The sequence below is a fragment of the Pseudoduganella sp. R-31 genome, from assembly GCF_049913235.1.
GTDB lineage: Bacteria > Pseudomonadota > Gammaproteobacteria > Burkholderiales > Burkholderiaceae_D > Rugamonas.
This window is the reverse complement of record NZ_CP183986.1, coordinates 1,041,265-1,067,924: the sequence shown is the minus strand read 5'-3', so window position 1 is coordinate 1,067,924 and position 26,660 is coordinate 1,041,265. Positions and strand designations below refer to the sequence as shown.

Below are 26,660 nucleotides of genomic sequence, written 5' to 3'. Positions count from 1 at the left end.
ACGTTACAGGCGGCAGCTCGCCACCGGCGTAGGTTCCACCACGAAGCTGTAATGGGCGGTGTAATCGCCCTGGATCGGCTGCGTGCCGGACGCGCCTGCATTCGGGCCGATGATATAGGTCTGCGCCTTCGGTATGCCGCCGTCGGCATAGGCCGCAATATCGGTCGTGGCGTTGCCGTAGGCGCGCACGATATTCAGGCCAACGGTGTTGCGCAGGTATCGCACATACTCGGTCTTGAACTGTTGCGTGTCCGGAGGAATGGGGCCGCCGCCGTAGGGATTTGAGTGGTAGTGCCATTGCCCCATGTTCTGGATCTTCAGCCATTCCAGGCCATCCTTCGTTACCCAGTAAGGCCGTCCGGTCAGGAAAATGACCTGGTAGCCTTTCTGGCGGTAGGCATTCACGACCTGCGGCGCGTAGGAATACGCCGTTGCAGTCTTGACGCCGACGTAATCGGCATAGGCTTCGAAATCGTTGATGGTCAGGGTGCCGTCGATGTCGAACAGCACCGCGTCACGGCTTGGATCGACCACGCTCAGGTAGCCGTTGGTGCTGCTCAGGTCTCCCTCCACCACGAAGCGCACCACATAGTCGCCGACCGGGCGCACGCCAAGGGGCACGCTGGCCTTGCCGTCGCTGTCGGTAATAAAGCTGCCGAGATACTGCCACTGCTGCATGCCGGTGCCATACAGGTAGGCATGCACCCGTTCGCCTTCCAGGTCCTTGTGCAGGACCGCATCGTAATCGAACTTGCCGGTGATGGTCGCGGGCTGTCCCGTCTTCACGATGACGTCGTGCACCATATGCCAGGGCTTGTACAGGCCGGCCAGGATGGTGTTGCCGAAGTTGGCAAAGCCCTTGCGCGCAGGGCCCGACAGTGCAGGCGGATTGGCCGCCGTCACGTAGTCAGGGCAAGCCGCCAAGGCCGGCAAGACGGAAAAGGCGCACGCGGCCACGACCGCGCAGCTAACGGTTTTCAGCATCTGTTCCTCCTATGAATGGGTGTGCCGGCCAAACTAGCAGGACTCTGCTACAAGTAAATGACCGCACGAGCCAAAATCCTAGAGGCTGCCCTCCATCGTGCGCACACCCTTCCTGGGGTATGTTTTCCGGTTCAGGGCACTCACCTTTCGGAGGCAGAATGAAGCTGGCAGGCGTCATCGTTTCTCTCCTGCTCGGGATGCAGGCGTTGCACGCTGCGGACCTTGGCCTGGGCATCCGCACGCAATACGACGTAGCCATGGACACCCCGCTCAATCGCATCCAGGTACTGGGCGCGCATAATGCATGGAACGACAGCGGCGCCACCTGGGCCAACCAGCGCTGGCCGATGAACCAGTTGCTCAATTCGGGCATCCGCAACGTCGACCTGGACCTGCACATGAATAATGGAGAGGTTCAGCTGTGCCACCAGGACTGTGCGGCGATCTACGGCGCTCCGGACAATTACCCCAATGAGTTGTGGAAGATTCGCAACTGGCTTGACGCGAATCCGAAGGCAATCGTCTTTGTCGACCTGGAGGATCGTGCCAACAACCAGGCCGGCGTGGTGGGTCCCTTGACAGCAGTCTTCGGAAACCTGCTGTACAAGCCCTCCGACAAGCCGGCCAACCGCTGGGAAACGCCGCGCGAAATGATCGCCCGCGGCAAGCGGGTGATCGTCAAGTCTGCCAACAATACCTACGATGGCGCCGTGGTCTGGCAAGGCCCATTGTTCGCCACCGGCGCTGCGGGCGGCTGGAACAGCCGGCAAGTCAAGTACGTCAACACCGCTAACTGCACAGTGGACGGCTTGCCGATCGAGCAGGACAAAATCTACGCGGTCTCCGACTCCAAGCTGGGCAAAGACGTGCTGCCCGATTCCTGGGTCGACGAAACCGGCACCATCGACCCTTCCAACATCCCTGCCCTGATGCGCTGCGGCGTGGACAACGTCGATGCGGACCGCTGGGACGAAGGCATGATCGCCTCCGCCATCTGGTCCTGGGCCGAAGGCGAACCGAACGACTATAACAATGAAGACTGCGCGCAAATGCGCGGCGACGGGCGCTGGAACGATGCCGCTTGCACCGTGGCGCTGCGCTTCGCCTGCCAGAGCAAGGCCCAGCCGGACGACTGGCGCGTTACGCCTGCGGCCGGCGCCTGGCAGGGCGGCAAGCAGGCTTGCGTCGCGGCTTTCGGCAGCGGCTTCGCGTTTTCCGTTCCCGCCAACGCGTACATGAATGAACGCCTGCGCCTGGCGGCCGGCGCCAATCCCGTCTGGCTCAATTACTCGGACCAGGCGGAGGAAGGCAAATGGGAAAAATATGACGATGCGCCAACGCGCTGGGACACCGGCGCCTACGGGAATAACGCCGACCTCGCGCAAACCTTGCGCCTGCCCGGTGCCGGCGCAGTGCGCGTCAACGTCAGCGGCGTGCTGGGCGCGGGCGACGCGCTGCGCATTTACGACAGCAACCGTCGCCTGCTGCAAAGCTTCAGCGGAACGCTTGCCCAATCGCTGGTTGTCGCCGAGAACGGCGTCATCGCGCAACTGGTCTCCGACGGCGCCGGCACGTCCAGCGGAGCAAGCGTCAGCATCGAAGCGCTTGCCACAAGCTGGAGCAGCGGCGCCTACGGCAATAACGAAGACCGCTCCCAGTGGCTGACTATCCCCGGCGCAGCCGCGCTGAAAGTCTACGTCAACGGCGGCACCGATGCGAACCGGGACTTCATCCACGTATATGACCGCAATGGAGCGCTGGTGAAATCGCTGTCCGGCGCCATCGCCACCAGCTTCATGGTCAACGGCGACAGCGCGCGCATCCGCCTGGTGTCGGATGGTTCCGTCACTGGGGTGGGCGTGATTGCCAGCGTCAAGCCTGGCGGCGCCTATGTGTTCCGCAAGCTGGTCGACGGCCGTGGCAAGTGCATGGACATCGAGGGCAACAACATGGCCAACGGCACGCCGGTCCACCACTGGAGCTGCCAGGGCCAGGTCACGCAACTGTGGTACGAGGACCCGGATGGCCTGCTGCGCAGCAAGAACAACCCCGACAAATGCGTCGACGTCTACGCCTTCGGTACCGGCAACGGGGCCAGGCTGGTCGTCTGGGACTGCAACGACAAGGCCAACCAGCGTTTCTCCTGGTCCGGCCAGACCCTGCGCCCTGGCCACGCCCCTGGCAAGGCAATCGACGTCAAAGACGCCTGGTGGGGTTCATTCGATGGCCAGGACCTGCACCTGTGGGACTACCAGGAAAGCTGGGGCCAGTCCTGGCACTGGGAATGATCAGAAGGTGAACCAGGCCGGCTGCAGCCCTTCCTTTGCCATGCGCTCAGGGTCGACGATCGGCCCAAAGCGCTGCAGCCGCCCTTGGGCCTCCGCGTCCAAGGCCATTCGCCTTGGTGCCGGCGTTGCGATTGCGCCGGGTCGGTTTCCAGCCGGGCCTCATGCAACCCTCCTTTCGGTTGCCAGGAAGTCCGTTGCGGCGTAGACGGCCAATGGACGGGCGAAGTAATAGCCCTGCAGGAGATGGCAGCCGAGCTTGCGCAACTGCGTCGCCTGGCTCGCATCTTCCACCCCTTCGGCCACGATCTCAAGGCCAAGGTTGCGCGCCAGGCCGACCGCGGTGGCGCAGATCTCCAGGTCCTTGGCCGACTTGCCGATATCGCGCACAAAGCTGCGGTCAAGCTTGAAGGCATGCACCGGCAGCAGCTTCAGGTAGCCGAGCGAGGAATAGCCTGTGCCGAAATCGTCAATCGACAGGCGCACGCCCAGCCTGCGCAAAGCCTCCAGCCGTTCAATCGAGCGTTGCGGGTCCTGCATCAGCACGGACTCCGTGATTTCGAGTTCCAGATCGGCGCCCCACAGGCCGGCGCGCTGCAAGGCTGCCTGCACGGTATCGCCAAGATCGGACAGCAGCAACTGCTGCGCCGACAGGTTGACCGCCACGCGAATATCGATGAAACCGTTTTCACGCCAGCTCGCCAATTGCCGGCAGGCGGCATCGATCACCCACGACCCAATGGCGGCAATCGCGCCGGTCGCTTCGGCCAGCGGGATGAACTTGTCCGGCATGACCAGCCCGAGCGAAGGATGATGCCAGCGGATCAGCGCTTCCATGCACACCACGCGCCCGGAGGCGGCACATATCTGCGGCTGGTAATGCAGGACGAACTGCTCCTTTTCAAGCGCGTCCTTCAATTCGTTTTCCAGGCCGATGCGCTCGCTCAGCGTCTGCTGCAGCGAAGGGTGGAACACGCGCAGGTTGCCCGGCCCGGCGTCGCGCGCCTGGTGCAAGGCCAGCGCGGCCGAAGCCAGGAGATCCTCCGCCGACGAAGCATGGTCGGGATAGACAGCCACGCCGGCGCTGAAGGTCATGTTCAGTACCGTGCCGGGAATGCTGAATGGCGGCTTGACTGCGGCCAGTATTTCTTCCACTTCGCGCTCGATGCCAGCCACAGTCTTGTGGCCCGCAATGCCGACGACAAAGCGCGCGCTTCCCAGGCGCGCCACCAGCCCGCCTTTGCTGCAGTCCTGGCGCAGGCGCTGCGCCACTTCGACCAGCAATTGATTGCCGGCCTCGTATCCGCGGGTGCCGTTGATGATCGCCAGCCGGTCCAGGTCAAGCAGCAGCACCGCCATCCTGGTCAGGTTCGATTCACTCTGGATGAACATGGCGCGCAGCTTTTCCAGCGCACCCGCGCGATTCGGCAGACGCGTCAGCGCATCGTTGGTCAGCGCATGCTCGAAGCGCAGGCTGGAAAGCTTATGGCTTTCGACTTCGCGTTCCAGCGCGGCGCTGATACGAATCTTCTCGGTCATGCTCCGCGCGGCCTCCCGCCGCACCAGCAGCAAGTACGAAGCAGCGAGGAACAGGAAGCCGAAGCCGCTCAGGTAAGGCAGTTGCAGCTTGCCCGCGTCGGTTGCGCCGCCCATGGCGGTCGTCACTACGATCAGCGCCACGGAAAGCCATACCACGCGATTGGAGAAGCGCGCGCGCTCGCGCCGGGCGCGGATGCAGAAGGCCGCGGCATACAGGGCGGCTCCCAGCGACAACAGCCGGTTGACGGTATAAGCCGGAGTCGTCTCACCGGCGAGGAGAAATGCCTGTTCACCCCAGGGCAGTTTGCAGGGCGCCTCGGCAGCAAGGGAAGCGAAGCGGTAGCCAAATGGCGAGATGAAATTGTCCGCCACCAGGAGCAGCGTCACGCCCGCGACAAAATAACTAAGGAAGAAGGCCCGCTTGCGGTCGTCGAGTGCGGCAATCAGGTACCAGATCTGCGGCACCAGCAATAGCGAAAACAGGTTGACCCACTTGTGGGCGGCAATCGCCGCCGCCAGGTCGGACGCCAGCTGCTGCCGCAGATTCGCATACTGGAACAAGGCAAACGTGAAGCAAATCACGGCGAAGACCCAGCAAGCCCGCACGTAGGAACTGCTGCGCGCCAGCAAAGCCGCCTGGAATGAACACATTGCTAGCGCTCCCACGGATATCAGGTAGAGCGAAGCAATGGGTGCGTCCATATCGATCCTCGTTCATTTCTTCTTTGCAATGCACGTTATTTTAAACGAAAGCAAATTGAACAAGTTACTTTTCGATTTGCCAGCTTATGCAGCAGCTTCCATCCGGTCCATCAGGTAATTGGTCGCCGCATGCGCCGCGAGCGGGCGCGCAAAGTAATAGCCCTGCAGCAGGTTGCAGCCCAGTTGGCGAAGCTGGTCGGCCTGCACCGCATCTTCCACGCCTTCGGCAACGATTTCCAGGCCGAGGTTGCGCGCCAGGCCGACAGCCGTGGCGCAGATCTCGAGATCCTTTTCGCTGGTGCCGATATCGCGCACGAAACTGCGATCAAGCTTGAAGGAGTGCACCGGCAGCATCTTCAGGTAGCCGAGCGAGGAATAGCCGGTGCCGAAGTCGTCGATTGACAGCCGCACACCCAGCCTGCGCAGGGACTCCAGTTTTTCGATGGAGCGCTGCGGGTCCTGCATCAGCACCGACTCGGTGATTTCGAGTTCAAGGTCTTCACCCATCAGCCCCGCGCGCCGTAAGGCTGCCTGCACGTTGTCGCCAAGATCGCTTAGCAGCAGCTGCTGTGCCGACAGGTTGACCGCCATCCGCACGTCGCCGAAGCCCAGCGCCCGCCAATTCTGCAATTGCTGGCAGGCGCTTTCAATCACCCACGCGCCAATCGCCGCAATCGTACCCGTCGCCTCGGCCAGTGGAATGAACTTGTCCGGCATGACCAGGCCCAGCTCCGGGTGCTGCCAGCGGATCAGCGCTTCCATGCCCAGCACCCGTTCAGTAACGGCGCAGACCTGCGGCTGGTAGTGCAGGAAAAGCTCGCCGTTCTCGAGTGCTTCCTTCAGCTCATTTTCAAGGCCGATGCGCTCACTCAGCGACTGCTGCAGCGAAGGGTGGAACACGCGCAGATTGCCCGGCCCCAGGTCGCGTGCCTCGTGCAGCGCCAGGCCTGCCGACGCCAGCAAGTCTTCCGCCGAATTGGCATGATCCGGATAGATCGCCACGCCGGCACTGAACGTCATGTTCAGTACGGTGTCCGCCACGGTGAATGGCGGCTTGATCGCTGCCATGATGCCCTCCACTTCGCGCTCGATCCCTGCCAGGGTCTTGTGGCCCGCAATGCCAACCGCGAAGCGCGCGCTGCCCAGCCTTGCCACCAGCCTGCGCTTGCCACAATGTTCGCGCAGCCGCTGCGCCACCTCGATCAACACCTGGTTGCCTATCTCGTAGCCGCGCGTACCGTTGATGATCGCCAACCGGTCCAGGTCAAGCAGCAGCACAGCCGTCCTGGTCAGGCTGGATTCGCTCCAGACGAACATGGCGCGCAGCTTTTCCAGCGCGCCCTCGCGATTCGGCAACCGTGTCAGTTCATCATTGGTCAGGGCGCGCTCGATGCGCCTGCTGGAAAGCTTGTGGTTCTCCAATTCGCGCTCCAGCGCGGCACTGATGCGGATCTTCTCGGTCAGGCGCTGGGTCGCTTCACGCCTGACCAGCAGCAGGTAGGAGGCAGCCAGGAACAGGAATCCGAAACCGCTCAAATACGGCATTCGCAGCATGCCGGTGTCGGTCGCACCTCCCAGCGCCGTCGTCACCACCACCAGCGCGGCGGAACTCCACACCAGCCGGTTTGAAAAACGCGCCTTCTGGCGTTGCACGCGGATGCAGTAGACGACTGCGAACGCCGTCGCCCCCAGCGACAGCAAGCGGCTGACCGTATAGGCAGCCGTTGTTTCACCGAACAGCAGGAATGCATGTCCGCCCCACACCAGCTCGATGGGCGCTTCGGTCTCCAGCGCAGAAAAGCGGTAGCCATAAGGCACCATGAAATTGTCCACCGCCAGTATGGCCGAGATGAAGGCAATGCCGTAGGTAAGGCGGAATGCGTTCCGGCTTGGGTCGAGCGAGGCGACCAGGTAGCAGAACTGCGGCGCCAGCAGGATCGAAAAGAAGTTGACCCATTTGTGCGCCGCGATGGCTTCCGCCAATCCCGGAGCAAGCTGCTGCTGCACGTTCGCGTACTGGAAACAGGCAAAGGACAGGCAGATGGCCGCAAACGCCCAGCACGCGCGCCCGTAGGAGCTGTTGCGCGCCACCAGGGCCGACTGGAATGCCGACATTGCCAGCGCCCCTGCGGAGATCAGGTAAAGCGAAGCAATCGTATTCATATGACCTTGTCAGTGACTGTTTTCAAAAGCGATTACCTCGTCGCCAGGCTGCGCTTCGCAGCCTGCGCCCATTGGTTCCCAACCACGCCGGATCACGATATGGTTCGGGTTATAGCAAAGCTCGAGGCGGCGCGCTTGCGGCGACTCGCGATGAACAAAATGTTCAATCGACGAAGGCATGCTGACGCGCATGGTCTGCGCGCGCAGGTCTTCGTCGGGATGGTCCTGCACATGCACCAGCGGCACGAAATGTGCGGCAATCACCAGCGTGCGGCCTACGGCGACCGGCTCCGCCTGGTAACCGCGTTCGCGCAGCCAGCTTTGCGCGTCTTCGCGCCGGGGAGCGGCTGCGCCCCAGGCGCTTGCCATCAGCTCTACGAGCCACTGGTTGCAGTTTTGATAGCGCGTGCTGTAGGCATACGCATTGGCGCTGTACTCCCCTGCCAGCAGCGACAGCGGCGTTTGCGCATCCAGTGCCGCCGCCTGCAGCGTCCTGGCCTGCTCGTCCGGCAGAAGCACCAGCGACAGGTGGCCGTACGCCGGTTCTTCCGCGCCGAGCACGAAGCCGGCCATGCCCTGGTCGAAGATGCGTGGGCGCTTTTCGTCGCAGGCATAGTAAAGCTGGCGCACCGACCAGGGGCTGTTCGGATTGTCTTTCAACGCCAGGCCGGCGTGCGAGTAACGCAGGCCGAGGCGCGCCAGGTCAAGGCCGGCGCGCGAAACGACGGCGGCCGTGGCGCCCGAGCGTTCCAGTTCATCCTTCACCACGGCTGCAAAACGCAGCACGTGGTCCTGCGCCGTCGCCGTGACTTTCGCGGGACGGTCGCAGAACATCATTCCGCCCGCCTGCGCTGCGGCATTCCAGCCGAGCGCCAGGCAGGCAGCGATCAGATGGCGTGCGAGCGCAGTTCGCGTTGCCATGCTTCGTCCAGGGCAAGGAAGAAGGCCTGCTGCGTATCGGCATATGCGAATTCGTAGCCGTATGGACGCTCGTTGACCTGCACCAGTGCGCCGGCTGGCAGTGCGCGTTCTGCCAGGGCGGCTTTCGGCACGGTCAGGAAGAATTCATTGCCCTGGCCTTGCAGCTTCAGGCGCGTGGCACCCGGCTTGCCCGGCGCTTCTGCAACGTCGATGACGCGGTACTGGCCAGCGGCCACTTTCCTGTCGTCCCCGCTGGAGCTCTTGCTGGAGCCGCCGATCGAATCGGACACGCTGCCCGAGGACTCGGAACCGGCACTCGATGCGGACGAAGCGGAACTGCCGGCGTAGGCAGGGATGGCGATGGCGGCGGCCAGAACGGACAGGACAGCGGCGCGGCGCAGGACTTGCATGGACATTGACAGGTCTCCGGTTGAAAAGTCGCTTGCATTATACGCGGCACCGCATGGCTGTACGACACGACTTTGGACCTGTTGTTACAATACTTGTTTGCTTTTTTTGCAATTTGTAGAGCCATGTCGAAACTTGTATCGCCAGTCGCTATAGACCTTCTCACGAAAGAGCTTGCGCATGAAATCAGGGGACAGCGCAGGATGATTGCCATGCGCTTGCACAGCGCCTTCCTGTACATGGTGGAAGCACTGGAGACCTATCGTGAACACTGGGAGGAAGCGGCCGCCATTACCTACCAGGCGGCAGCGGAAGTGGGCTGGAATCCGCCGCCTGCCAAGTGGCTCCGTTCACGGCCCATCGTGTTTGACGCGGGGCTGTGGAACGACTTTTCCGACAGTTTGCGCCTGCATGCCATTCCAGGCGAAGCGGCGCAGTCCGACCAGGCGGACGAATGGGTCTGGTGGAAGGAATCGATGCAAGGCCTGCCCGTCACCAGTGGTCTCAAGCTGCGACCCGGCCGCGAGCGTCGCGCGGCTTCGCATGACTTCACCCACGGGACCACAGGCAACGGGGAAGCGTTTGCCGCCGCCCTGCGCGAACATCGCGGCGCCGTCTTGTCCCTTCCCACGCTGATCGCCAACGGCGACAAGGCCGGCATCGAAGACTTTCTCGCGCGCGTGCTGCCGGCGATCTGGCCTGAACTGGCTGAAGCAATCCGCGCGTCGCAAGACAGGCAACTGGTCGACGACCTGCTCGAGGAGCACGAGAGCATGCTCATTTGGCTGGCCCATATGGAGATCATGTTCGACGCTATTCCACCCGCCATGTACGCCTATATCGCGGGCGCTGGAGGCGGCACGCTGATGCTGGAACTGCGGCTGTTGCTGCCCCTCCTGCTGCTTTCCACTGGGCGGGTGGTCGACAACATCATCTTCGAAATCGGAGAACGCCTTGAAGCGTCGCTGACCGGCGGGCACGACGGCCTGGCATTTGACTGGGCGCCTGAAGTCTTCGCCGAGTCGCTGATCCAGTTCACGCGTGCTGCAGATGAAGTGCACAAGATCGGCGCCCTTCGCACCGAGGGACGGGAAGATGACCTGGAGTTGCCGCCCACGTCGCGCTCCAACCTGGCGACGCTGAAAGCAGCAATCCACAAAGACAAATCATGCCGCCGCTGCGGAAGCCTGGACCACAGGACGTCAGGTCCCCAAGTCGGTACTGTCGATTACGAATAACGAGCACACAATGAGCAACTTCGAAAAAGAGTATTACTTCATCAAGCGCGGCCACAGCGATTCCCTGCCAACGCCGCGCCCCTTCCACGAAACGGAAGAACTCGAATACGAAACCAAGCCCTTGCCGCCCGGCTCTCCCCCGCTTGCCTTCTACAATATTTCAAAGCAGTGGGCTCGCCGGTTGGGCCATCCATCGCTGGCGGTGCCACCCGATGTGATGTTCGAATTCGATAACCTGCTGGTGCGCAAGCCGGTACGGGATGCATTGCTGGGACAAGGCGTCAGCCGGATCTTCACGCACCCTGCGCAGTATGTCCACGACGACAAAACGCTGCACGATTACTGGTACGTAGGATTCACGGCGAAGTTCGCTTGCCTGGACTGGGAACTGTCGGAGATCATGAGTGGGGACGACGAGGTTGACAGGGGATTAGGCTCCAGCCCGCCCGACGTCACGACCTTCCGCTTCAACACGCAGTTGATGGCAAGTACGCCAATCAACGAGCGCCTGCTCTTCGTCATTGATGGTTGCTTCTCGCCCGGCGTCGTGTGCCACAAAAGCCTGCTACCGCTGTTCCATGGCTTTGAAAACTGCGGTACGCGCGCAACCTTGGTGGAAGAATATTAAAAGGTAAGGCGCGCGCGAGATCGCGGTCCAGGAACCTTTGGCTTCCGACTGCCAACGGCCATTCATCGCGAATTAGATCAAGTGCTTGCCGTCAGGCGCTTCTCCTGAGACTTTTCTCAGCCAGCGCGCGGATACGTGAATGCTACGAAATGCACCAGGTTTAACACGAAGTGGGCCGCAATCGGAATCTCGATGCGCTTTGTCCTTGAATACAGCACCGCGTAACCCAGTCCGGCCAGGCTGGCGAGCACACCAAACTGCCAGCCGCCGCCCAGGTGCGCAGCGCCGAACACCAGGCCGGAAACGACGACGGCAATGGCATCGCCGTAGCGTGCGAGCTGTTCCTGGATGACGCCACGGAAGAATGCCTCCTCCGCCACGCAGACAAACAGCAGGTTGATGGCGGCGAACAGCGGCAGGAATGGCGACAGCTTGAAATCCGGATGCACGAATCCAATCGCCCAGCCTATGCTTAGCACTCCGCACAACAGCCCCGCAACCACCGGTACTTGCGACTTCGATGCGACGGCAAAATCCCGCCAGGAACTGGCGCGGCGGCAGAACAACGCGAGCAGCACCAGCCCGACCACGCCTTTGTCGAAGTTCGCATACAAGGTGTAAGGCGCCGAGTGCGCCGACAGCCGGACATCTTTCAGGAGCAGCGGATTGTCGTAGCCGGGAACGGCGTGCATTGCAAGCGCAAGTGCCAGCACCAGCGTCAATATCGTCAACAGCGCCCGCACAGCGGACTTGCCATGGCGGGTTGCCAGCCAGGCGAAAGCCAGCAAAGCGGCGATGCTGGCCAGGGCGATGGGGCGCAACACGCCCGCCGCCAGGCCGGCGCCGGTCGCCAGTGCGAGCAAAACCAGCCAGAGATTGCGCAAGAAAGCCGGCCGCTCGCTATGCGTGACCGCGAGGCCGGTGCTTGCAATCGAAAGGCCCAGCAAGCCGAATGGCAGCCAGGCAGGCGCGGAAATCAATTGTGGCTCCGATCAGGCGAACTTCGAGAAGTCCGGTTTGCGCTTTTCGAAGAAGGCAGTGAAGGCTTCCTTGGCTTCGGCGCCGGTCAGCATGGCGCCGAACTGGGCGCTTTCCACGTCGATGTGGGCTTTCAGCGCTTCGCGGCCGGCCTTCATCAGGCGCTTGGTCTGGCGGATCGATTCGGCTGGCAGCGCGACCAGCTTGGCGGCTTGCGCTTGAGCGTGGGCCAGCACCTGGTCTGCTGGCAGCAGCTTGGAGATCAGGCCCATGTCGTAGGCTTCCTGGGCGCTGAACGGTTCGCCCAACATCAGCTTTTCCGCCGCGCGGGCGTGGCCGCCGTTGGCCGGCAGCAGCATGCTGGAGCCGAATTCAGGGCATAGGCCCAGTGCTGCGAACGGCACCGAGAACTTGGCGTTGTCGGCGGCGTACACCAGGTCGCAGTGCATCAGCATCGTGGTGCCGATGCCGATGGCTGCGCCATTCACGGCCGCTACGACCGGCTTGGTGCTGTTGAACAGGGCTTTCATGAACTGGATCACGGGACGGTCGGTGAATGCCACGCCGTCGTTGGCGGTGGTGGTCATGGCGAAGTCGACCAGGTCGTTGCCGGCGGTGAAGATCTCCGGCTTACCGGTGATCAGGATGGCGCGTACTTCAGCGTCACCCTCGGCGGCGTTGATGGTGTCGGCCATGGTCTGGTACATGGCGGAGGTGATCGCGTTCTTGCGGTCCACGCGGTCGAATTCGATGGTCAGGATGCCGTTGGCTTTGCTGGTCTGGATGGCCATTGTCGTTTGTCTCCTTTTAAACCGGTAAACCTGTGTCTGACCCGCAGGGGTCAGACACTGTCTTCTCGCCGGATTGTGGATGTGAAAAAGGGCGCTTGGTTTCCCGAAGCGCCCTGTTGCTTATCGCTTGCTTGCGCGGATTATACGCGCTCGATGATGCCTGCTGCGCCCATGCCGGCGCCCACGCACATCGTGACCATGCCGTACTTCAGCGAGTTGCGGCGCAGTGCGTGCACCACGGTCGCGGCGCGGATCGCGCCGGTTGCGCCCAGCGGGTGGCCCAGGGCGATTGCGCCGCCCATCGGGTTCACTTTGCTGGTGTCCAGGTTCAGGTCGCGGATCACGGCCAGGGCCTGGGCGGCGAACGCTTCGTTCAGTTCGATCCAGTCCAGCTGGTCCTGGGTGATACCGGCAGCTGCGCAAGCGGCTGGGATGGCGACCTTAGGACCGATGCCCATGATTTCCGGTGGCACGCCGCGAACAGCGAACGAGGAGAACTTGGCCAGCGGGGTCAGGTTGTGTTCTTTCAGGATCTTCTCGGAGACCACGATCAGCGCGCCGGCGCCGTCGGACATCTGCGAGGAGGTCGCGGCGGTCACGGTGCCCTTGGCGGCGAACACTGGCTTCAGCTTGGCCATGCCTTCCATGGAGGCGTCGGCGCGCGCGCCTTCGTCGGTGTCCACGGTGCGCTTGCCAACCTTGATCTCGCCGGTGCGCAGGTCAGGGGTGCGGGTGATGATTTCGACCGGGGTGGTCTCGTCCTTGAACAGGCCAGCCTGTTGTGCGGCGATCGCCTTGCGGTGCGATTCCAGGCCGAAGGCGTCCTGGTCTTCGCGGGAGATCTTCCACTGCTGCGCCACTTTCTCGGCGGTCAGGCCCATGCCGTAGGCCAGGCCCACGTTCTCGTCCTTGAAGGTGTCCATGTTGATCGATGGGTGGTGGCCCATCATCGGCACCATGGACATCGATTCCACGCCGCCGGCGATCATCACGTCGGCTTCGCCAACGCGGATGCGGTCGGCAGCCATGGCCAGGGCGGTGATGCCCGAAGCGCAGTAACGGTTGATGGTCACGCCGCCCACGGTGTTCGGCAGGCCTGCCAGCACCACGGAGTTACGGGCGATGTTGAAACCCTGCTCTGCTTCCGGGAAGGAGCAGCCGACGATCGCGTCGACGATCAGGGCCGGGTCCAGGTTAGGCACGGCAGCCATGGCGCCCTTGATGGCGGCGACCAGCAGGTCGTCCGGGCGGGTCTTGCTGAACATGCCGCGCGGTGCTTTACCGATCGGGGTGCGGGTTGCGGCGACGATGTATGCGTCTTGCAGTTGTTTGCTCATTTTAAGCTTTCCAGTATCTGTGTTCGTTAGCGTTTGGCGGAGAGGTACCAGTCCACCTGTACTTGTGCTGCCAGCGTGCCGTGTTCGTCGAAGATGTCGACGTTGACCGGGAACGCTACTTTTCCTTCATCCTTGAGCTGGGCGCGGATCGCGGCCAGGTCGCCCGGTACCTTGCCGGAGGCGCGCGTCGCGCCCTTGGCAACTTTCTGGTACTGGATGCGCGACTCCTTGGCGACCGGGCGCATGTCCATGATCAGGTCGGCGAAGCCGCCTGCCATGGCCGCGCCGGACGCCGTTTCGGCCAGCGTAAACAACGCGCCTGCATGCGGCGTGCCGAGGTGGTTGTGCAGCTTGCCGTCGTCCGGCATCGACACTTCGGCCGTTCCCGGGCCGATGCTGTCGATACGGATGCCGAGCAGGCGCACGAACGGCAGCGACTCCGTCATGTGCTTCTTGATTTGCTCATAGACCATGCTTGGTTTCACTCGCAACAGGATTTTGAAGGCCAGCGACAGGATGGACATTTGCTCTTAGTTGCGAACCGGCTTACCGGTCTGCAGCATGCCCATGATGCGCTCTTGCGACTTAGGATGGTTCAGCAATTCCAGGAAGGCCTTGCGTTCCATATCCAGCAGCCACTGCTCGCTCACTACGCTGCCTTGGTCGATGTCGCCACCGGACACGATCTCGGCGATCATGTCGCCCAGCTTGTAGTCGTGTGCGGAGATGAAGCCGCCATCGCGCATATTGACCAACTGGCCGCGGATGGTGCCCCAGCCGTAACGGCCGGTCACCGGCACTGGGCGCTGGATCGGAGCGCGGTAGCCTGCGTCAGCCATCGCACGGGCAGTGGTCTTCGCCACGTGCAGCAGCTCGTAGGCGTTGAACACGATGATGTCGTCTTCCTTCAGGTAGCCCATGGCCTTCGCTTCCAGCGCGGACTTGGATACGTTCGCGGTTGCAGCGTTGGTGAAGCCGGTCTTCAGGAATTGCAGGATGTCGTTGCCTTTGGCTTCGCGGGCAGCGCGTACTGCCGCTTCCTTCAGGCCGCCGCCGCCAGGGATCAGGCCAACGCCCACTTCCACCAGGCCGATGTACGATTCCAGTGCAGCCACGCGCTTCGATGCGTGCAGCATCATTTCGCAGCCGCCGCCCAGGGCGATACCGGCAACAGCCGCCACCACTGGCACGTTGGAATACTTCATCTTCATGAAGGTGTCTTGCAGCTCCTTGATGATCGGGTCGACCGCTTTCGCGCCGCCGGCCATGAAGGCTGGCAGGGCTTCCTGCAGGTCGGCGCCGGCCGAGAAGGCGCCGCCTTCGGCTGCGTCGGTGTTCCAGATCACCAGGCCCTTGAAGTTCTTCTCAGCTTCGGCCAGGCCGCGCTGGATGCCGCCGATCACGCCTTTGCCGATCACGTGCATCTTGGTCTTCAGCGACAGGATCAGGACGTCGTCGCCGGTGTGCCACAGCCGCACGGATTCGTCTTCGTGCACGGTCACGCCGGCAGTCTTGGGATCTGCACCGCCGCCGCCCACGACTGGAGCGCGGAATTCCTGGCGCTTGTACACAGCCAGTTCGGAACGCGGGGTGTAGGACTTGGTCGCTGGCGAGAACGAGCCTTCAGGGGTATGCACGCCCTGTTCGCCCACTTTGCCTTCGAAGACCCACGCTGGCAGCGGTGCATTGCACAGCGCCTTGCCGGCTTCGATGTCTTCCTTGACCCACTGTGCAACCTGGCCCCAGCCGGCTGCTTGCCAGGTTTCGAACGGACCAACGTTCCAGCCGAAGCCCCAGCGCATGGCGAAGTCGATGTCGCGTGCGTTGTCGGCGATCGATTCCAGGTGGATCGCGATGTAGTGGAAAGCGTCGCGGAAGATCGCCCACAGGAACTGGCCTTGCGGGTTGGTCGATTCGCGCAGTGCCTTCATCTTCTTGACCGGATCCTTTTCTTTCAGGATGCGGGCGATGATGTCGTCTGCCTTCTTGCCGCCGGCGACGTATTCACCAGTTGCTGCGTCCAGGCGCATGATGTCCTTGCCGACCTTCTTGTAGAAGCCGGCGCCGGATTTCTGGCCCAGGGCGCCCTTGGCGACCAGGCCGGACAGCACGGCAGGTGTCTTGTACAGCGCTGCGAACGGATCGTTCGGCAAGTTGTCTTCCATGGTCTTGATCACGTGGCCCATGGTGTCCAGGCCAACCACGTCGGCGGTACGGAAGGTACCGGACTTGGCGCGGCCCAGCTTGGCGCCGGTCAGGTCGTCGACCACGTCGACGGACAGGCCGAACTTCTCGGCTTCGTGGATGATGGCCAGGATGCCGAACACGCCAACGCGGTTAGCGATGAAGTTCGGGGTGTCCTTGGCGCGGACCACGCCCTTGCCCAGCACGGAAGTCATGAAGGTTTCCAGCTGGTCCAGGATTTCCGGCTTGGTGTCGGTGGTCGGGATCAGTTCCACCAGGTGCATGTAGCGCGGTGGGTTGAAGAAGTGCACGCCGCAGAAGCGCGCCTTCAGGTCAGCGTCGAAGCCTTCGGCCAGCTTGTTGATCGACAGGCCGGAGGTGTTGGATGCGAAGATTGCGTTTTGCGAAATGTGCGGAGCAACTTTCTTGTACAGGTCATGCTTCCAGTCCATGCGCTCGGCGATCGCTTCGATGATCAGGTCGCAGCCGGCCAGCAGGTCCAGGTTGTCTTCGTAGTTGGCGATCTGCACCAGTTCTGCGTCGGCCTTGTCGCCGAAAGGAGCCGGGGACAGCTTCTTCAGGCCTTCGATGGCCTTGATGCCGATACCGTTCTTGTTGCCTTCCTTGGCTGGCAGGTCGAACAGGACGACTGGTACTTTAGCGTTGACGCAGTGGGCAGCGATCTGCGCGCCCATCACGCCGGCGCCCAGCACCGCTACTTTTTTCACGTTGAAGTTGCTCATATATATCCTTTGGTTGGTATTTCCGTTGCTATGCCATGGGGGCTGGCTTTCTACAGCAAAACCGGCAAACCGGTGTCAGACCCATTGGGTCTGACACCGCACTACCGGTTTGGCGCGCGATCAGCCAGCGCCATCAACTTCAGAACAGGTCAGCGTCCAGGGCCATCAGGTTGGCGGCGCCGGAACGAGCCTGGCGGATCAGGGTTGCGGTTTCTGGGTACAGGCGGCCGAAGTAGAAGCGGATGGTTGCCAGCTTCGAGGTGTAGAACTTGTCGCCCGACGCTTCTTTTTCCAGGGCGATCTTCGCCATCTGTGCGAAGAAGTACGAGTACACCAGGTGGCCGGCCACGCGCAGGTAAGGAACTGCAGCGGCGCCCACTTCGTCCTGGTTCTGGAAGGCCTTCATGCCGATTTCCATGGTCAGCTTGGTCAGCTTCTCGCCCAGGTCGCCCAGCGGGGTGACGAACTCGGACATCGCTTCGTCGGTGCCGTTTTCTTCCACGAAGGCGCGCACTTTCTCGCCGAACTTGCGCAGCTTGGCGCCGTTGTCCATCAGGATCTTACGGCCCAGCAGGTCCAGCGACTGCACGGTGTTGGTGCCTTCGTAAATCAGGTTGATACGCGCGTCGCGCACGTACTGCTCCATGCCCCACTCGGAGATGTAGCCGTGACCGCCGTACACCTGCATTGCGTCGGAGGTGGCGATCCATGCGTTGTCGGTGATGAAGGCCTTGATGATCGGGGTCAGCAGGGCAACTTCGTCGCCGGCTTCCTTGCGCACTTCTTCGTCAGGGTGGTGCAGTTCACGGTCGATCTGCAGCGCCACGTAGGAAGCGAAAGCGCGCGCGCCTTCAGCGTAGGCTTTGCCGGTCAGCAGCATGCGGCGCACGTCAGGGTGCACGATGATCGGGTCGGCTGGACCTTCAGGATTCTTCACGCCGGACAGCGAGCGCATTTGCAGGCGGTCTTTTGCGTACACCAGCGCGTTCTGGTAAGCCACTTCGGTCAGGCCCAGGGACTGCACGCCCACGCCCAGGCGGGCGGCGTTCATGAACACGAACATCGCGTTCAGGCCCTTGTTCGGCTGGCCGATGATCCAGCCCTTGGCGCCGTCCAGGTTCATCTGGCAGGTCGAGTTGCCGTGGATGCCCATCTTCTCTTCGATCGCGCCGCAGAAGATCGGGTTGCGTTCGCCGATCGAACCGTCGGCGTTAGGGATGAACTTAGGCACCAGGAACAGGGAGATGCCTTTCGAACCTTCTGGAGCGTCCGGAACACGAGCCAGCACCAGGTGCAGGATGTTTTCGGACATGTCGTGTTCGCCAGCCGAGATGAAGATCTTGGCGCCGGTGATGTTCCAGGAACCGTCGGCGTTAGGGATGGCTTTCGAGCGCAGCATGCCCAGGTCGGTGCCGCAGTGCGGCTCGGTCAGGCACATGGTGCCGGTCCATTCGCCGGAAACCAGCTTAGGCAGGTAGGTCGATTTCTGTTCCGGGGTGCCGTGGGCCAGCAGGCACTCGTAGGCGCCGTGCGACAGGCCTGGGTACATGGTCCATGCCTGGTTGGCGGAGTTCAGCATCTCGTAGAAAGAGTTGTTCAGGACGATAGGCAGGCCCTGGCCGCCATATTCCGGATCGCAAGCCAGCGCAGCCCAGCCGCCTTCAACGTACTGTGCGTAGGCTTCCTTGAAGCCTTTTGGAGTGGTCACGGTCTTGGCAGCTGCATCGTGATGGCAGCCTTCGCGGTCGCCCGAGTGGTTCAGCGGGAACAGCACTTCGGAGGTGAACTTGGCGCCTTCTTCCAGCACCTGGTTGATGATGTCCGCGTCGGTTTCGGCGTGAGGAGGCAGCTCTTTCAGCTTCTCTTCCACCTTCAGCAGCTCGTGCAGGACGAACTGCATATCACGGATTGGCGCGACGTATTGACCCATTTTTTTCTCCAGAAAGCTAAAAGGTTATGTTTGCTCGGCTGCTGCGAAACGCAGCCTTAGGATGGTTGATAGTTTTCGATCAGTCGGTTGAAGCCCACGCCTGCCCGGTCCACGCTGCCAGGAGTGCGCATGAAACGCGCCTCATGGTGCAGGGCCAATATCAGGCCGTACATTTCATACACAAGCTGGCTCGCATCGGTATCGGACCGCAGGTCGCCGTTGTCGATGGCCTGGCGCACGCAACGCAGCAAGGCTGCCTGCCACGCGCCGACCATGGCCAGCAGTTCTTCACGGATCGGGCCAGGGCGGTCGTCATACTCGACGGCGCCGCTGATATAGATGCAGCCCGAGGCGATTTCCACGCTCACACGTTTGATCCAGTTGGCAAACATGGCGCGCAGGCGAGGCAGGCCACGGGCCTCCTTCATCGCCGGGTAAAACACTTCCTGCTCGAAGCGATGGTGATACAGCTTCAGGACTTCAATCTGCAAATCTTCCCGCGAACCAAAGTGCGCGAATACACCGGACTTACTCATGTTCATCTTGTCGGCGAGCAAGCCGATAGTGAGGCCTTCGAGGCCGTCACGGCTTGCCAGGTCGAGGGCCACATCCAGGATGGCCGCACGGGTCATTTCGCCTTTGCGCATGAATTTCGTTGGTGTATTGACAAGAATTCCACTCACTTTTGAACCCATCCAGATAGAAGGAAAAGCCTTATTCTCGCTCTAACAGATCGGCCGCTGGTGAAAAGTTTTGCGAACGTTCGTACTATTATCCAGCGTGTGGCGAAAGTCAAACGGCACCACTAGAAGTGCACCTCTATTGTTGCGTTGCAACAAAATTAAAAAGGGGACGTACCCCTTTTAAATTCGCCGGAGGCGAAAAAAGCCGTAGAAAAGAGGGTTACGTCCCCTTTTTCAGCTTTCCGTGGCCTTTTCCCAGGTGCGGCGGTCGCGCTTGGTTGGGCGGCCTTTGTTGTCGGCGAAGGGCTCGGGGAACAGTTTCTTGCGCTCGATCAGGGCGGCGCGGCGGCCCAGCGATTCTTCGCTCTCTTCATAGAGCAGGCGTGCTATCGGCGCGCCTTCGCGCTTGCCGGAAATGCCCACCACTAGCACGTCCCATTCGTCCGCGCCGTTATCGATATGCAGGCGCTCGCCCAGCTTCGCGTTGCGTGAGGGCTTGATGCGTTCGCCGCTCGACAGTTTCACCTTGCCCTTGTCGATGGCGTCGATGGCCAGCTGGCGCGTCTTGAAAAAGCGCGCCGCCCACAGCCATTTGTCTATCCTTACGTCACTCATGTGTACTTTCCGACTGCAAAAATGCGCATCAGCGTGCGGTAGAAGAAGTACGCCACTTCGTATCCGACCCGCCGGAAGCGCCCGACATGTTCGAAATCCTGCGGGTGGATCACCACGCCATCGGCGATGGCATCCTCGATCTTTCCGCGCAGGGAACGCGTGAATTCCGCGTCCTTGATCACCACGTTGGCTTCCTGGTTGAGGAACAGGCTCAGCCCATCCACATTGGAGGAGCCAACGGTCGCCCAGTCATCGTCGATGACCGCCACCTTGGCGTGCAGTTGCGTCTTGCGATACTCCACCACCTTGACGCCCGCTTCCAGCAGCTTCGGGTAGAAGGAGTGTGCCACCGCATCCTGCAGCCAGAATTCTCCCACGCCGATCAGCAGCACCACTTCCACCCCACGCTGTGCGGTTGCAGCCAGCGCACGGCGGAATTTGCGGCCCGGCGCGAAGTAAGGATTGGCCAGCAGCACGCTTTTCCTGGCCCGTCCCAGCGCTTGCAAGTAGGCGCGCTGGATGGTGCGGCGATTGCGCAGGTTGTCGCGCACCACGAAGCCGGCCTGCATGGCGCTCTGGCGCGCGATCTTGTTCAGCTTGCGCACTTCGTTGAACAGGGTCAGGCGTTTGACGATATTCATATGCCCCAGGCGCGTCCATTGCGTTTCCGCCTCGCTGTGAATCGATTCGACCAGCGGCCCGCGCACCGCCACCGCAAAATCCCAGCGCGGGGCTGCCAGCGCTTTGTTGTGGTCGTAGTCGGTGAACATATCGTCGTTGATATTGATGCCGCCGACAAATGCCACCTGGGCGTCCACCACGCAGATCTTGCGGTGGGTGCGCGTCACCCCGCGCCGGAACCAGGGGTTGAAGATGCGATGCTCGACGCCGGCGGCCGTCACCTCGGCATGCAGACGGTAGGCGGGCTTGTGGCCGGTGCCGAACCAGTCGGTAATCATGCGCACCGTCACGCCGCGCTGGGCGGCAGCTTTCAGCGCGGCCATGACACGCTTGCCGGTCTCATCCTCGGCAAAGATATAGGTTTCGAAATAGATCTCAAACTGCGCGGCCTCGATCGCCTCGACCAGTGCCGGAAAATAATCGGTACCGCAGTGCAGGAGTTTGACTTCGTTATCGGCTAGAAAATCAACGTGACGCATGTGTCAGGAAACCAGTTTCAGGTTCGCCACGATGGGCGCGTGATCCGACAGCTTGGCCCACAGCGGGCCATGCAGGACTTCCGCGGATTCTACCTTGAAGCCCCGCACATAGATGCGGTCCAACCTGAAAAATGGCAAGGCGGCCGGGAAGGTGCGGGCCGGGCGCTGGGCGGCCTTGCGCCGCGCCAGGGTGCGCACCAGGTCGCCGACCGAATGGCCGTGCTTGATCTCGTCGAAGACTTCGCGTACGCCAAGCGCGCTTTGCAGCTTGTCCGTCAGCGTATTGCGCCAGTCGTTGAAGTCGCCGGCGATGATGACGGGCTCGCCATCGGGCGCCGAACTGCGCACCGCTTCGATCAGCATGTCCGCCTGCCGCACGCGGCTGCGCTCGAACAGGCCGAGGTGGATCACGTAGCAGTGCACCAGTTGCCCTTCCGTTTCCACCACCGAATGCAGGATGCCGCGCGATTCGTAGGCGTGATCGGAAATATCGGTATTGGTCCAGCGCGCAATCGGATATCTGCTGAGCAGCGCATTGCCGTGGTGGCCATGATCGTATTGCGCATTCAGGCCGTACACGGACTGGTGCGACTCGCCCGCGAAGAATTCATGCTGGGCCTTTTTCGGCCAGTGCCGGTGGCCCGCGCTTTCTTCGCCGTAACGGGCCTCGATCCGGTCGTGCTGGCCCTGCACTTCCTGCAGGAAGACCAGGTCGGCATGGAAGGCCTCTATCGCATGGCGCAAGGCATGCACCCGTGGGTGGCTACGGTATGACATGCCTTTGTGGATGTTGTATGTGGCAACGCGGATCTTCATGGAACCATTCTAACCCCAACTGCCCGGCTTGCTCCCCGTCAAAAGTGTCGGGAATTGCTTTATAGTCATGCGCATGAATGAACGACACACCACTTTCCCTTCCGCACCAGAAGCTTTCTTCCTTGTTTTATGCCTTTGGGCCGTCGATTACCTGATGACCTGCGTGCTGTACGACGCGCACGGCTTGCTGGGCCTTGACGATCCCTACAGCCTGGTCACGCTCTCCCGGCTGCTGGCCAACGGCATCGTTTTCACCGCGCTGCTGCATTGGAAGAACCTTGACTACCGCGACCTGTTCCATTCCTCGCGCGCGGCAACCGCGGCCACCATGGTTGTCATCGTGCCCCTGGTCCTGCTGGCCACGCCATGCCTGTTCCTGCTCATGGGCTTGGTGAACCGCCTGCTGCTTGCCGAATTTCCCATGCGCGCCGGGATGGAGAACGAGATCAGTAGCTGGCTGTCGGCCGGGCTGCCGCAGATATTGCTGATTTGCGTCATCGCGCCCGTGGTGGAAGAAATGCTGTTCCGTGGCATTATCCTGCGCAGCTTCCTGCAGCAGTATGAGCGTCGCTACGCCATCCTGGGATCAGCGGTCGTGTTCGGCTTCTACCACATGAACATTTACCAGCTTGTCGGCGCCAGCCTGTTCGGTATCGTCGCTGGCTGGCTTTATGAGCGGACGCGCTCGCTGATTCCGGGCATTGCCATGCACGCGGCCGTCAACACCTCGGTCATGCTGATGGCCGCAAATGCCGGAGCCGGTGCTGCGGAAAGCAACTCGGGCTTCTTAGTCCTCTTGCTGCTGCCAGCCTTCCCCGCTTGCTATATGCTGCGCCGCGTCCTTTCGGGGCCTGGCCGTTGAAAGCGGCCCGCGCCACTGCTGCTGCCCTCCTGGCGTTTTGCGCATCCTCGGCCGGCGCAGACGGCAGCCGTTGCCACGGCACCGTCAATCGCGGCAGCATCGAAGGCAGCGTCAAGCTCCCGTCCGAAGGCGCCAATTTCACGGCCTACAGCAAACTGGCCATCGGCATGGGCCGCAACCACGTGCACAGCGAAGTGTCGGCCATCATCCTCGACGCCTACCGTAAGCTCGAGCGCGCCGCGCCGGGAGTGCAATATGTGTACGGGGAATCCGGCAACGAGTTCGGCGGCCGCTTCCGCCCTCATCGCACGCACCAGAATGGCCTGTCGGTCGATTTCCTCGTGCCGGTGCGGGACCAGGGTGGCCGGCCGGCGCGCCTGCCGACACCGGCCACCCAGCGTTTCGGCTACGACATCGAATTCGACCGCGACGCTCGCCATGGCGACTACAGCATCGACTTTGGCGCGATGGCCGAACACCTGCTCCAGTTGGACCAGGCGGCCCGTGCGCGCGGACATGGTCTCGCGCTGGTGATCTTCGACACCGCCTACCTGCCGCGCCTGTTCGCCACGCCGCGCGGCGCCGAACTGAAGCGGCTCAAGTTCATGACGGGCAAGCCGTGGGTACGGCATGACGAGCATTACCACGTCGACTTTGCCGTGCCCTGCAGCCGCTAAGCCACCCGCATCCAGGTCAATTTATGACGTCGTTTTCCTCGGCGGCAGGCGACATCTGCCGCGGCAGGATCACGCGGAAGGTAGTGCCGCGCCCGATTTCGCTGTCGACCTCGATACGCCCACCGTGCTTTTGCACGATGCTGTAGGACAGCGACAGGCCCAGCCCAGTGCCCTTCCCGACCGGCTTGGTGGTGAAGAACGGCTCGAAGATGCGGCCCAGGTTCTCCGCCGCGATGCCGCTGCCGGTATCGCTCACCGACACCGTCACCATTTCGTTCTCGTAACTGGTGCGCACCGTGATGCGTCCGCGGTTCTCGATGGCGTGGGCGGCATTGACCAGCAGGTTCATGAACACCTGGTTCAATTGCGACGGGATGCATTCGATTTCCGGCACGCCGCCATATTCCTTCACGACCTCCGCCTTGTATTTCAGCTCGTTCCAGACCACGTTCAGGGTGCTGTCCAGGCCTGTTTCCAGGTTGGCCACCAGCACGTCGCCGCCCCCGGCGTGCGAGAAGTCCTTCATGTCCTGCACGATGCGCTTGATGCGGTCCAGGCCATCCATCGATTCGGACAGCAGGCTGCCCAGGTCCTCGCGCAGGTAATCGGCGTCGATCTCCTTGCGCAGGGCATTCAGCTCGCCGCGGTCGCTTTCCGGCAGGTGTTCTTCGCGCGCCTCATAGGCGTCCAGCAGCCGCATCAGCGACTGCATATAGCGCTGCAGGCTGCTCAGGTTGGAATTGACGAAGCCGACCGGGTTGTTGATCTCGTGCGCCACGCCGGCTGCCAGCACGCCGATGGAAGCCATCTTTTCCGATTGCAGGAGCTGGTTCTGTGCTTCCCCCAGCTTGCGGATCAGGTCGGCCTGGCGCGTCTTCTCGCTCTCCAGCGTGATGTTCGCCATCTGCAGCGCCAGAGTGCGTTCGTGCACGCGGCTCTCCAGCTGGTCGCGCGATTCGCGCAGGGCCTGCTCCGCATGCACGCGCTCCGTGTTGTCGAGGAAGCCGTACACCCGGCCGATAATGCGCTCGCCGAGGAATTGCGGGCGCGAACTGCATTCGAACACGCGGCCATCGTGCAGGTGGAACTGGTCCAGCGTCTCGTGCGGATCGCTCACTTGCTGCAGCCGTTCGCGGCATAAATCCTGCTCGACCACATTGGCAGTCAGGAATTCGAGGATGGCTGCGTCGTTGCCGTTCTTGAGGAAGGCTTCCGGGATGTGCCACATTTCGCTGAACTGACGGTTCATGCTGGCGATCTTGTTGTGCCAGTCGATCACCAGGATGCCGTTGCCGGTTGCTTCCAGCGTGGTGCGCAGCTGCGACAGGGTCTGCTCCAGCACGTCCTCCACCTTGCGCTCCTGGCGTGCATCGCGGGCCAGAATCAGGATCAGCCAGCGGTCTTCATGGCGCAGCACGCGCAGCGATTTCATGACCATGATTTGCGTGCCGTCGGCGCGCTGGTATTCGCCTTCCTGCGCATCGATATCCTGGAAGTGGCCGCCGCGCACGTCCTCCCAGTAAAACACGTCCTGCAGCGAGCTCTCGATGTCGGTGATCTGCATTTCGACCAGTTGCGCTCCCGAATAGCCAAGCACTTGCTCGGCCACCCGGTTGGCAACGATGATGTGCAGGTCGGTGGGATCGACCAGCAGCATCATATGCGGACTGTGGTCGAGCATCAGCTGGCGCAGTGCGGAAATCACCCGGTCGCTCCCTGGCCCGGCTTGGTGGCGTCGAAGTAGTAGCTGACCCGCTTGCGCGGGCTGAGGTAAGCGTAGATCTCCTTCGGCACCTGCGCAGGCTTGATGGCCCGTACGATATTCAGGTCGCTTTCCAGCGCCATGTCCACCATGATCGCATCTTCGCGCGACACGCCCGGTTCATACACGACGAGTTCCGGCTTGTTCGGCTTTTCGGTATTGATGGTGGCGACCATGCCGGTGGCGCCGTTCGACAACTGCACGATGGTGCCCGGCGGGTAGACGCCAAGGCAGCGGATGAACACCTGCAGCAGCTTGGGATCGAACTTGCCCCGGTTCTTGGCGAACATCAGCGATAGGGCTTCATGCGGGGTCAGGCCGGGCGTGCCGTTGACCGGGTTGCATAGGCGGTCGTAGTAGTTGGCGATCGCCACGATGCGCGCCAGCACGCCGATCTCCTCGCCTTTCAATTGCCGCGGGTAGCCGCTGCCATCGAACATTTCGTGGTGGTCGCGCACGATGGCAACGGCGGCGGCCGGGAACTTGAGCTGCTGCCCCATTTCCGTCCCCACCGCGCAATGGGTTTCGTACAGGTGCTGCTCGGAGTGCGTCCATGGCTCGGTCTTGGTCAGCACCTTGTCCGGGATATTGCGCACGCCAAGGTCATGGAACATGGCGCCGACGCCCATCGCTCCCGCCACCTCGCGCGGCAGCTTGATGTCGCGCGCAATCATCATCGACAGCATGGTGACGTTGAGCGAATGCAGGTAGATTTCCTCGCCGCCGGTGCGGTCGCCCATGACGTGGATCGCCAGTTCCGGCGCACTCAGGATGGAGTCGGCGATCTTGCCGATCATCTCGCTGGCCTTCTGCAGGTTCTCGGCCGGGCGCGCGAAGATGTTCTTTTCCATGTCTTTCATGGCGCGCGCCGTATCGACAAACGCATGTTCGATGCGGGCCGCGTTCTCGCGCTGCTGGCGCATGCGTTCCATCATGGCGCGCTTGGCTGCAAGCTCTGGGGATTCAGGCGCAGGCGGCGGCGGCGGCGCGGCCGCGGCAATTTCCTGCGCTTCGGCCGACAGCGCGGCAGGCTGCACGTCGCTCAAGGCAGGATCGATGCGGATCTTGTGCAAGCCGAGGCTGCGCAACTGATGGATCTGCTCTTGCGACTTGATCTTGAAATGGCTGAATGCAAAAGGATGCTCAAACCACTTCAGGTCGAGGTGGACATACAAGCCTACCTGCAACTGCTCCAGAAGAATATCCTGAGTCTCCGGCATGGCATGTGCCCCCAGCGTGACAGTCGATGTCCGA

The 26,660-nt window shown here is 62.0% G+C and carries 22 protein-coding genes; 5 read left to right on the top strand and 17 right to left on the bottom strand.

Features of this window, described 5'->3' with window-relative positions; all coding sequences use genetic code 11:
• Window positions 1-3: 3 nt before the first annotated feature.
• Complete coding sequence (locus ACN9MY_RS04915; RefSeq protein ID WP_426336897.1) at window positions 4-984, bottom strand: lipin/Ned1/Smp2 family protein; 981 nt, start codon at window positions 982-984, stop codon at window positions 4-6.
• A 158-nt stretch (window positions 985-1,142) separates the two neighbouring features.
• On the opposite strand from ACN9MY_RS04915, the gene ACN9MY_RS04910 reads away from it, so the two are divergent.
• Window positions 1,143-3,272 (top strand): ricin-type beta-trefoil lectin domain protein, encoded by a 2,130-nt coding sequence (locus tag ACN9MY_RS04910; RefSeq protein ID WP_426336896.1) that lies wholly within the window; start codon window positions 1,143-1,145, stop codon window positions 3,270-3,272.
• A gap of 159 nt (window positions 3,273-3,431) precedes the next feature.
• On the opposite strand, the gene ACN9MY_RS04905 is transcribed toward ACN9MY_RS04910, so the two are convergent.
• The 4 genes from ACN9MY_RS04905 to ACN9MY_RS04890 all read right to left on the bottom strand — a co-directional run bounded on the left by ACN9MY_RS04905 (window position 3,432) and on the right by ACN9MY_RS04890 (window position 9,010).
• The gene (locus ACN9MY_RS04905) at window positions 3,432-5,510 is read right to left on the bottom strand and encodes a putative bifunctional diguanylate cyclase/phosphodiesterase (protein ID WP_426320841.1); all 2,079 of its coding nucleotides are present in this window, start codon (window positions 5,508-5,510) and stop codon (window positions 3,432-3,434) included.
• An 84-nt stretch (window positions 5,511-5,594) separates the two neighbouring features.
• Window positions 5,595-7,673 carry a putative bifunctional diguanylate cyclase/phosphodiesterase gene (locus tag ACN9MY_RS04900; RefSeq protein WP_426167997.1) on the bottom strand — a complete coding sequence of 693 codons (2,079 nt, stop codon included), beginning with the start codon at window positions 7,671-7,673 and terminating at the stop codon, window positions 5,595-5,597.
• Between the two features lie 9 nt (window positions 7,674-7,682).
• On the bottom strand, window positions 7,683-8,594 hold the full coding sequence (locus ACN9MY_RS04895; protein WP_426336895.1) for a DUF2145 domain-containing protein: 912 nt from the start codon (window positions 8,592-8,594) through the stop codon (window positions 7,683-7,685).
• Window positions 8,561-9,010 carry a hypothetical protein gene (locus tag ACN9MY_RS04890; RefSeq protein ID WP_426336894.1) on the bottom strand — a complete coding sequence of 150 codons (450 nt, stop codon included), beginning with the start codon at window positions 9,008-9,010 and terminating at the stop codon, window positions 8,561-8,563. Before ACN9MY_RS04890 ends, ACN9MY_RS04895 begins: the two co-directional genes overlap by 34 nt.
• A gap of 204 nt (window positions 9,011-9,214) precedes the next feature.
• On the opposite strand from ACN9MY_RS04890, the gene ACN9MY_RS04885 reads away from it, so the two are divergent.
• The gene (locus ACN9MY_RS04885; RefSeq protein ID WP_426320835.1) at window positions 9,215-10,240 is read left to right on the top strand and encodes a hypothetical protein; all 1,026 of its coding nucleotides are present in this window, start codon (window positions 9,215-9,217) and stop codon (window positions 10,238-10,240) included.
• A 10-nt stretch (window positions 10,241-10,250) separates the two neighbouring features.
• Window positions 10,251-10,868: a hypothetical protein gene (locus ACN9MY_RS04880; protein WP_426336893.1), complete on the top strand. Its 618-nt coding sequence runs from the start codon at window positions 10,251-10,253 to the stop codon at window positions 10,866-10,868.
• 116 nt (window positions 10,869-10,984) lie between these two features.
• Here ACN9MY_RS04880 and ACN9MY_RS04875 read toward each other — a convergent pair whose 3' ends face one another.
• From ACN9MY_RS04875 to ACN9MY_RS04830, 10 genes are all read right to left on the bottom strand, one after another.
• Window positions 10,985-11,848 (bottom strand): CPBP family intramembrane glutamic endopeptidase, encoded by an 864-nt coding sequence (locus ACN9MY_RS04875; protein ID WP_426336892.1) that lies wholly within the window; start codon window positions 11,846-11,848, stop codon window positions 10,985-10,987.
• A 12-nt stretch (window positions 11,849-11,860) separates the two neighbouring features.
• On the bottom strand, window positions 11,861-12,637 hold the full coding sequence (locus tag ACN9MY_RS04870; RefSeq protein ID WP_426167985.1) for an enoyl-CoA hydratase: 777 nt from the start codon (window positions 12,635-12,637) through the stop codon (window positions 11,861-11,863).
• 140 nt (window positions 12,638-12,777) lie between these two features.
• Window positions 12,778-13,974 (bottom strand): acetyl-CoA C-acyltransferase, encoded by a 1,197-nt coding sequence (locus ACN9MY_RS04865; protein ID WP_426167983.1) that lies wholly within the window; start codon window positions 13,972-13,974, stop codon window positions 12,778-12,780.
• 26 nt (window positions 13,975-14,000) lie between these two features.
• Complete coding sequence (locus ACN9MY_RS04860; RefSeq protein WP_426167981.1) at window positions 14,001-14,498, bottom strand: PaaI family thioesterase; 498 nt, start codon at window positions 14,496-14,498, stop codon at window positions 14,001-14,003.
• Between the two features lie 6 nt (window positions 14,499-14,504).
• Window positions 14,505-16,901: a 3-hydroxyacyl-CoA dehydrogenase/enoyl-CoA hydratase family protein gene (locus ACN9MY_RS04855; protein ID WP_426167979.1), complete on the bottom strand. Its 2,397-nt coding sequence runs from the start codon at window positions 16,899-16,901 to the stop codon at window positions 14,505-14,507.
• Between the two features lie 139 nt (window positions 16,902-17,040).
• A complete protein-coding gene (locus ACN9MY_RS04850; RefSeq protein ID WP_426167977.1) occupies window positions 17,041-18,831 on the bottom strand; it encodes an acyl-CoA dehydrogenase C-terminal domain-containing protein in 1,791 nt (596 codons plus the stop codon).
• A gap of 56 nt (window positions 18,832-18,887) precedes the next feature.
• Window positions 18,888-19,478 (bottom strand): TetR/AcrR family transcriptional regulator, encoded by a 591-nt coding sequence (locus tag ACN9MY_RS04845; RefSeq protein WP_426167975.1) that lies wholly within the window; start codon window positions 19,476-19,478, stop codon window positions 18,888-18,890.
• A 270-nt stretch (window positions 19,479-19,748) separates the two neighbouring features.
• Window positions 19,749-20,129 (bottom strand): RNA-binding S4 domain-containing protein, encoded by a 381-nt coding sequence (locus ACN9MY_RS04840; protein WP_426167973.1) that lies wholly within the window; start codon window positions 20,127-20,129, stop codon window positions 19,749-19,751.
• Window positions 20,126-21,289 (bottom strand): cardiolipin synthase ClsB, encoded by a 1,164-nt coding sequence (clsB, locus tag ACN9MY_RS04835; protein WP_426167971.1) that lies wholly within the window; start codon window positions 21,287-21,289, stop codon window positions 20,126-20,128. Before clsB ends, ACN9MY_RS04840 begins: the two co-directional genes overlap by 4 nt.
• Before the next feature lie 3 nt (window positions 21,290-21,292).
• Window positions 21,293-22,105 carry an endonuclease/exonuclease/phosphatase family protein gene (locus tag ACN9MY_RS04830; protein ID WP_426167969.1) on the bottom strand — a complete coding sequence of 271 codons (813 nt, stop codon included), beginning with the start codon at window positions 22,103-22,105 and terminating at the stop codon, window positions 21,293-21,295.
• 73 nt (window positions 22,106-22,178) lie between these two features.
• Here ACN9MY_RS04830 and ACN9MY_RS04825 point away from each other — a divergent pair, with 73 nt between their 5' ends.
• Window positions 22,179-22,967, top strand: coding sequence for a CPBP family intramembrane glutamic endopeptidase (locus ACN9MY_RS04825; protein ID WP_426167967.1), 789 nt, complete (start codon window positions 22,179-22,181; stop codon window positions 22,965-22,967).
• Window positions 22,964-23,644: a penicillin-insensitive murein endopeptidase gene (locus ACN9MY_RS04820; protein WP_426167965.1), complete on the top strand. Its 681-nt coding sequence runs from the start codon at window positions 22,964-22,966 to the stop codon at window positions 23,642-23,644. Before ACN9MY_RS04825 ends, ACN9MY_RS04820 begins: the two co-directional genes overlap by 4 nt.
• 16 nt (window positions 23,645-23,660) lie before the next feature.
• On the opposite strand, the gene ACN9MY_RS04815 is transcribed toward ACN9MY_RS04820, so the two are convergent.
• Window positions 23,661-25,349, bottom strand: a complete 1,689-nt coding sequence (locus ACN9MY_RS04815) for an ATP-binding protein (RefSeq protein WP_426167963.1) — start codon at window positions 25,347-25,349, stop codon at window positions 23,661-23,663.
• Complete coding sequence (locus tag ACN9MY_RS04810; RefSeq protein ID WP_426167961.1) at window positions 25,346-26,626, bottom strand: HD-GYP domain-containing protein; 1,281 nt, start codon at window positions 26,624-26,626, stop codon at window positions 25,346-25,348. Before ACN9MY_RS04810 ends, ACN9MY_RS04815 begins: the two co-directional genes overlap by 4 nt.
• Between the last annotated feature and the right edge of the window lie 34 nt (window positions 26,627-26,660).

Bases quoted from the DNA above. Each gene is read 5' to 3' on its own strand.
- ACN9MY_RS04915 (WP_426336897.1), bottom strand. From the start codon at position 984: ATGCTGAAAACCGTTAGCTGCGCGGTCGTGGCCGCGTGCGCCTTTTCC.
- ACN9MY_RS04910 (WP_426336896.1), top strand. From the start codon at position 1,143: ATGAAGCTGGCAGGCGTCATCGTTTCTCTCCTGCTCGGGATGCAGGCG.
- ACN9MY_RS04905 (WP_426320841.1), bottom strand. From the start codon at position 5,510: ATGGACGCACCCATTGCTTCGCTCTACCTGATATCCGTGGGAGCGCTA.
- ACN9MY_RS04900 (WP_426167997.1), bottom strand. From the start codon at position 7,673: ATGAATACGATTGCTTCGCTTTACCTGATCTCCGCAGGGGCGCTGGCA.
- ACN9MY_RS04895 (WP_426336895.1), bottom strand. From the start codon at position 8,594: ATGGCAACGCGAACTGCGCTCGCACGCCATCTGATCGCTGCCTGCCTG.
- ACN9MY_RS04890 (WP_426336894.1), bottom strand. From the start codon at position 9,010: ATGTCCATGCAAGTCCTGCGCCGCGCCGCTGTCCTGTCCGTTCTGGCC.
- ACN9MY_RS04885 (WP_426320835.1), top strand. From the start codon at position 9,215: ATGCGCTTGCACAGCGCCTTCCTGTACATGGTGGAAGCACTGGAGACC.
- ACN9MY_RS04880 (WP_426336893.1), top strand. From the start codon at position 10,251: ATGAGCAACTTCGAAAAAGAGTATTACTTCATCAAGCGCGGCCACAGC.
- ACN9MY_RS04870 (WP_426167985.1), bottom strand. From the start codon at position 12,637: ATGGCCATCCAGACCAGCAAAGCCAACGGCATCCTGACCATCGAATTC.
- ACN9MY_RS04865 (WP_426167983.1), bottom strand. From the start codon at position 13,974: ATGAGCAAACAACTGCAAGACGCATACATCGTCGCCGCAACCCGCACC.
- ACN9MY_RS04860 (WP_426167981.1), bottom strand. From the start codon at position 14,498: ATGTCCATCCTGTCGCTGGCCTTCAAAATCCTGTTGCGAGTGAAACCA.
- ACN9MY_RS04855 (WP_426167979.1), bottom strand. From the start codon at position 16,901: ATGAGCAACTTCAACGTGAAAAAAGTAGCGGTGCTGGGCGCCGGCGTG.
- ACN9MY_RS04850 (WP_426167977.1), bottom strand. From the start codon at position 18,831: ATGGGTCAATACGTCGCGCCAATCCGTGATATGCAGTTCGTCCTGCAC.
- ACN9MY_RS04845 (WP_426167975.1), bottom strand. From the start codon at position 19,478: ATGCGCAAAGGCGAAATGACCCGTGCGGCCATCCTGGATGTGGCCCTC.
- ACN9MY_RS04840 (WP_426167973.1), bottom strand. From the start codon at position 20,129: ATGAGTGACGTAAGGATAGACAAATGGCTGTGGGCGGCGCGCTTTTTC.
- clsB (WP_426167971.1), bottom strand. From the start codon at position 21,289: ATGCGTCACGTTGATTTTCTAGCCGATAACGAAGTCAAACTCCTGCAC.
- ACN9MY_RS04830 (WP_426167969.1), bottom strand. From the start codon at position 22,105: ATGAAGATCCGCGTTGCCACATACAACATCCACAAAGGCATGTCATAC.
- ACN9MY_RS04825 (WP_426167967.1), top strand. From the start codon at position 22,179: ATGAATGAACGACACACCACTTTCCCTTCCGCACCAGAAGCTTTCTTC.
- ACN9MY_RS04810 (WP_426167961.1), bottom strand. From the start codon at position 26,626: ATGCCGGAGACTCAGGATATTCTTCTGGAGCAGTTGCAGGTAGGCTTG.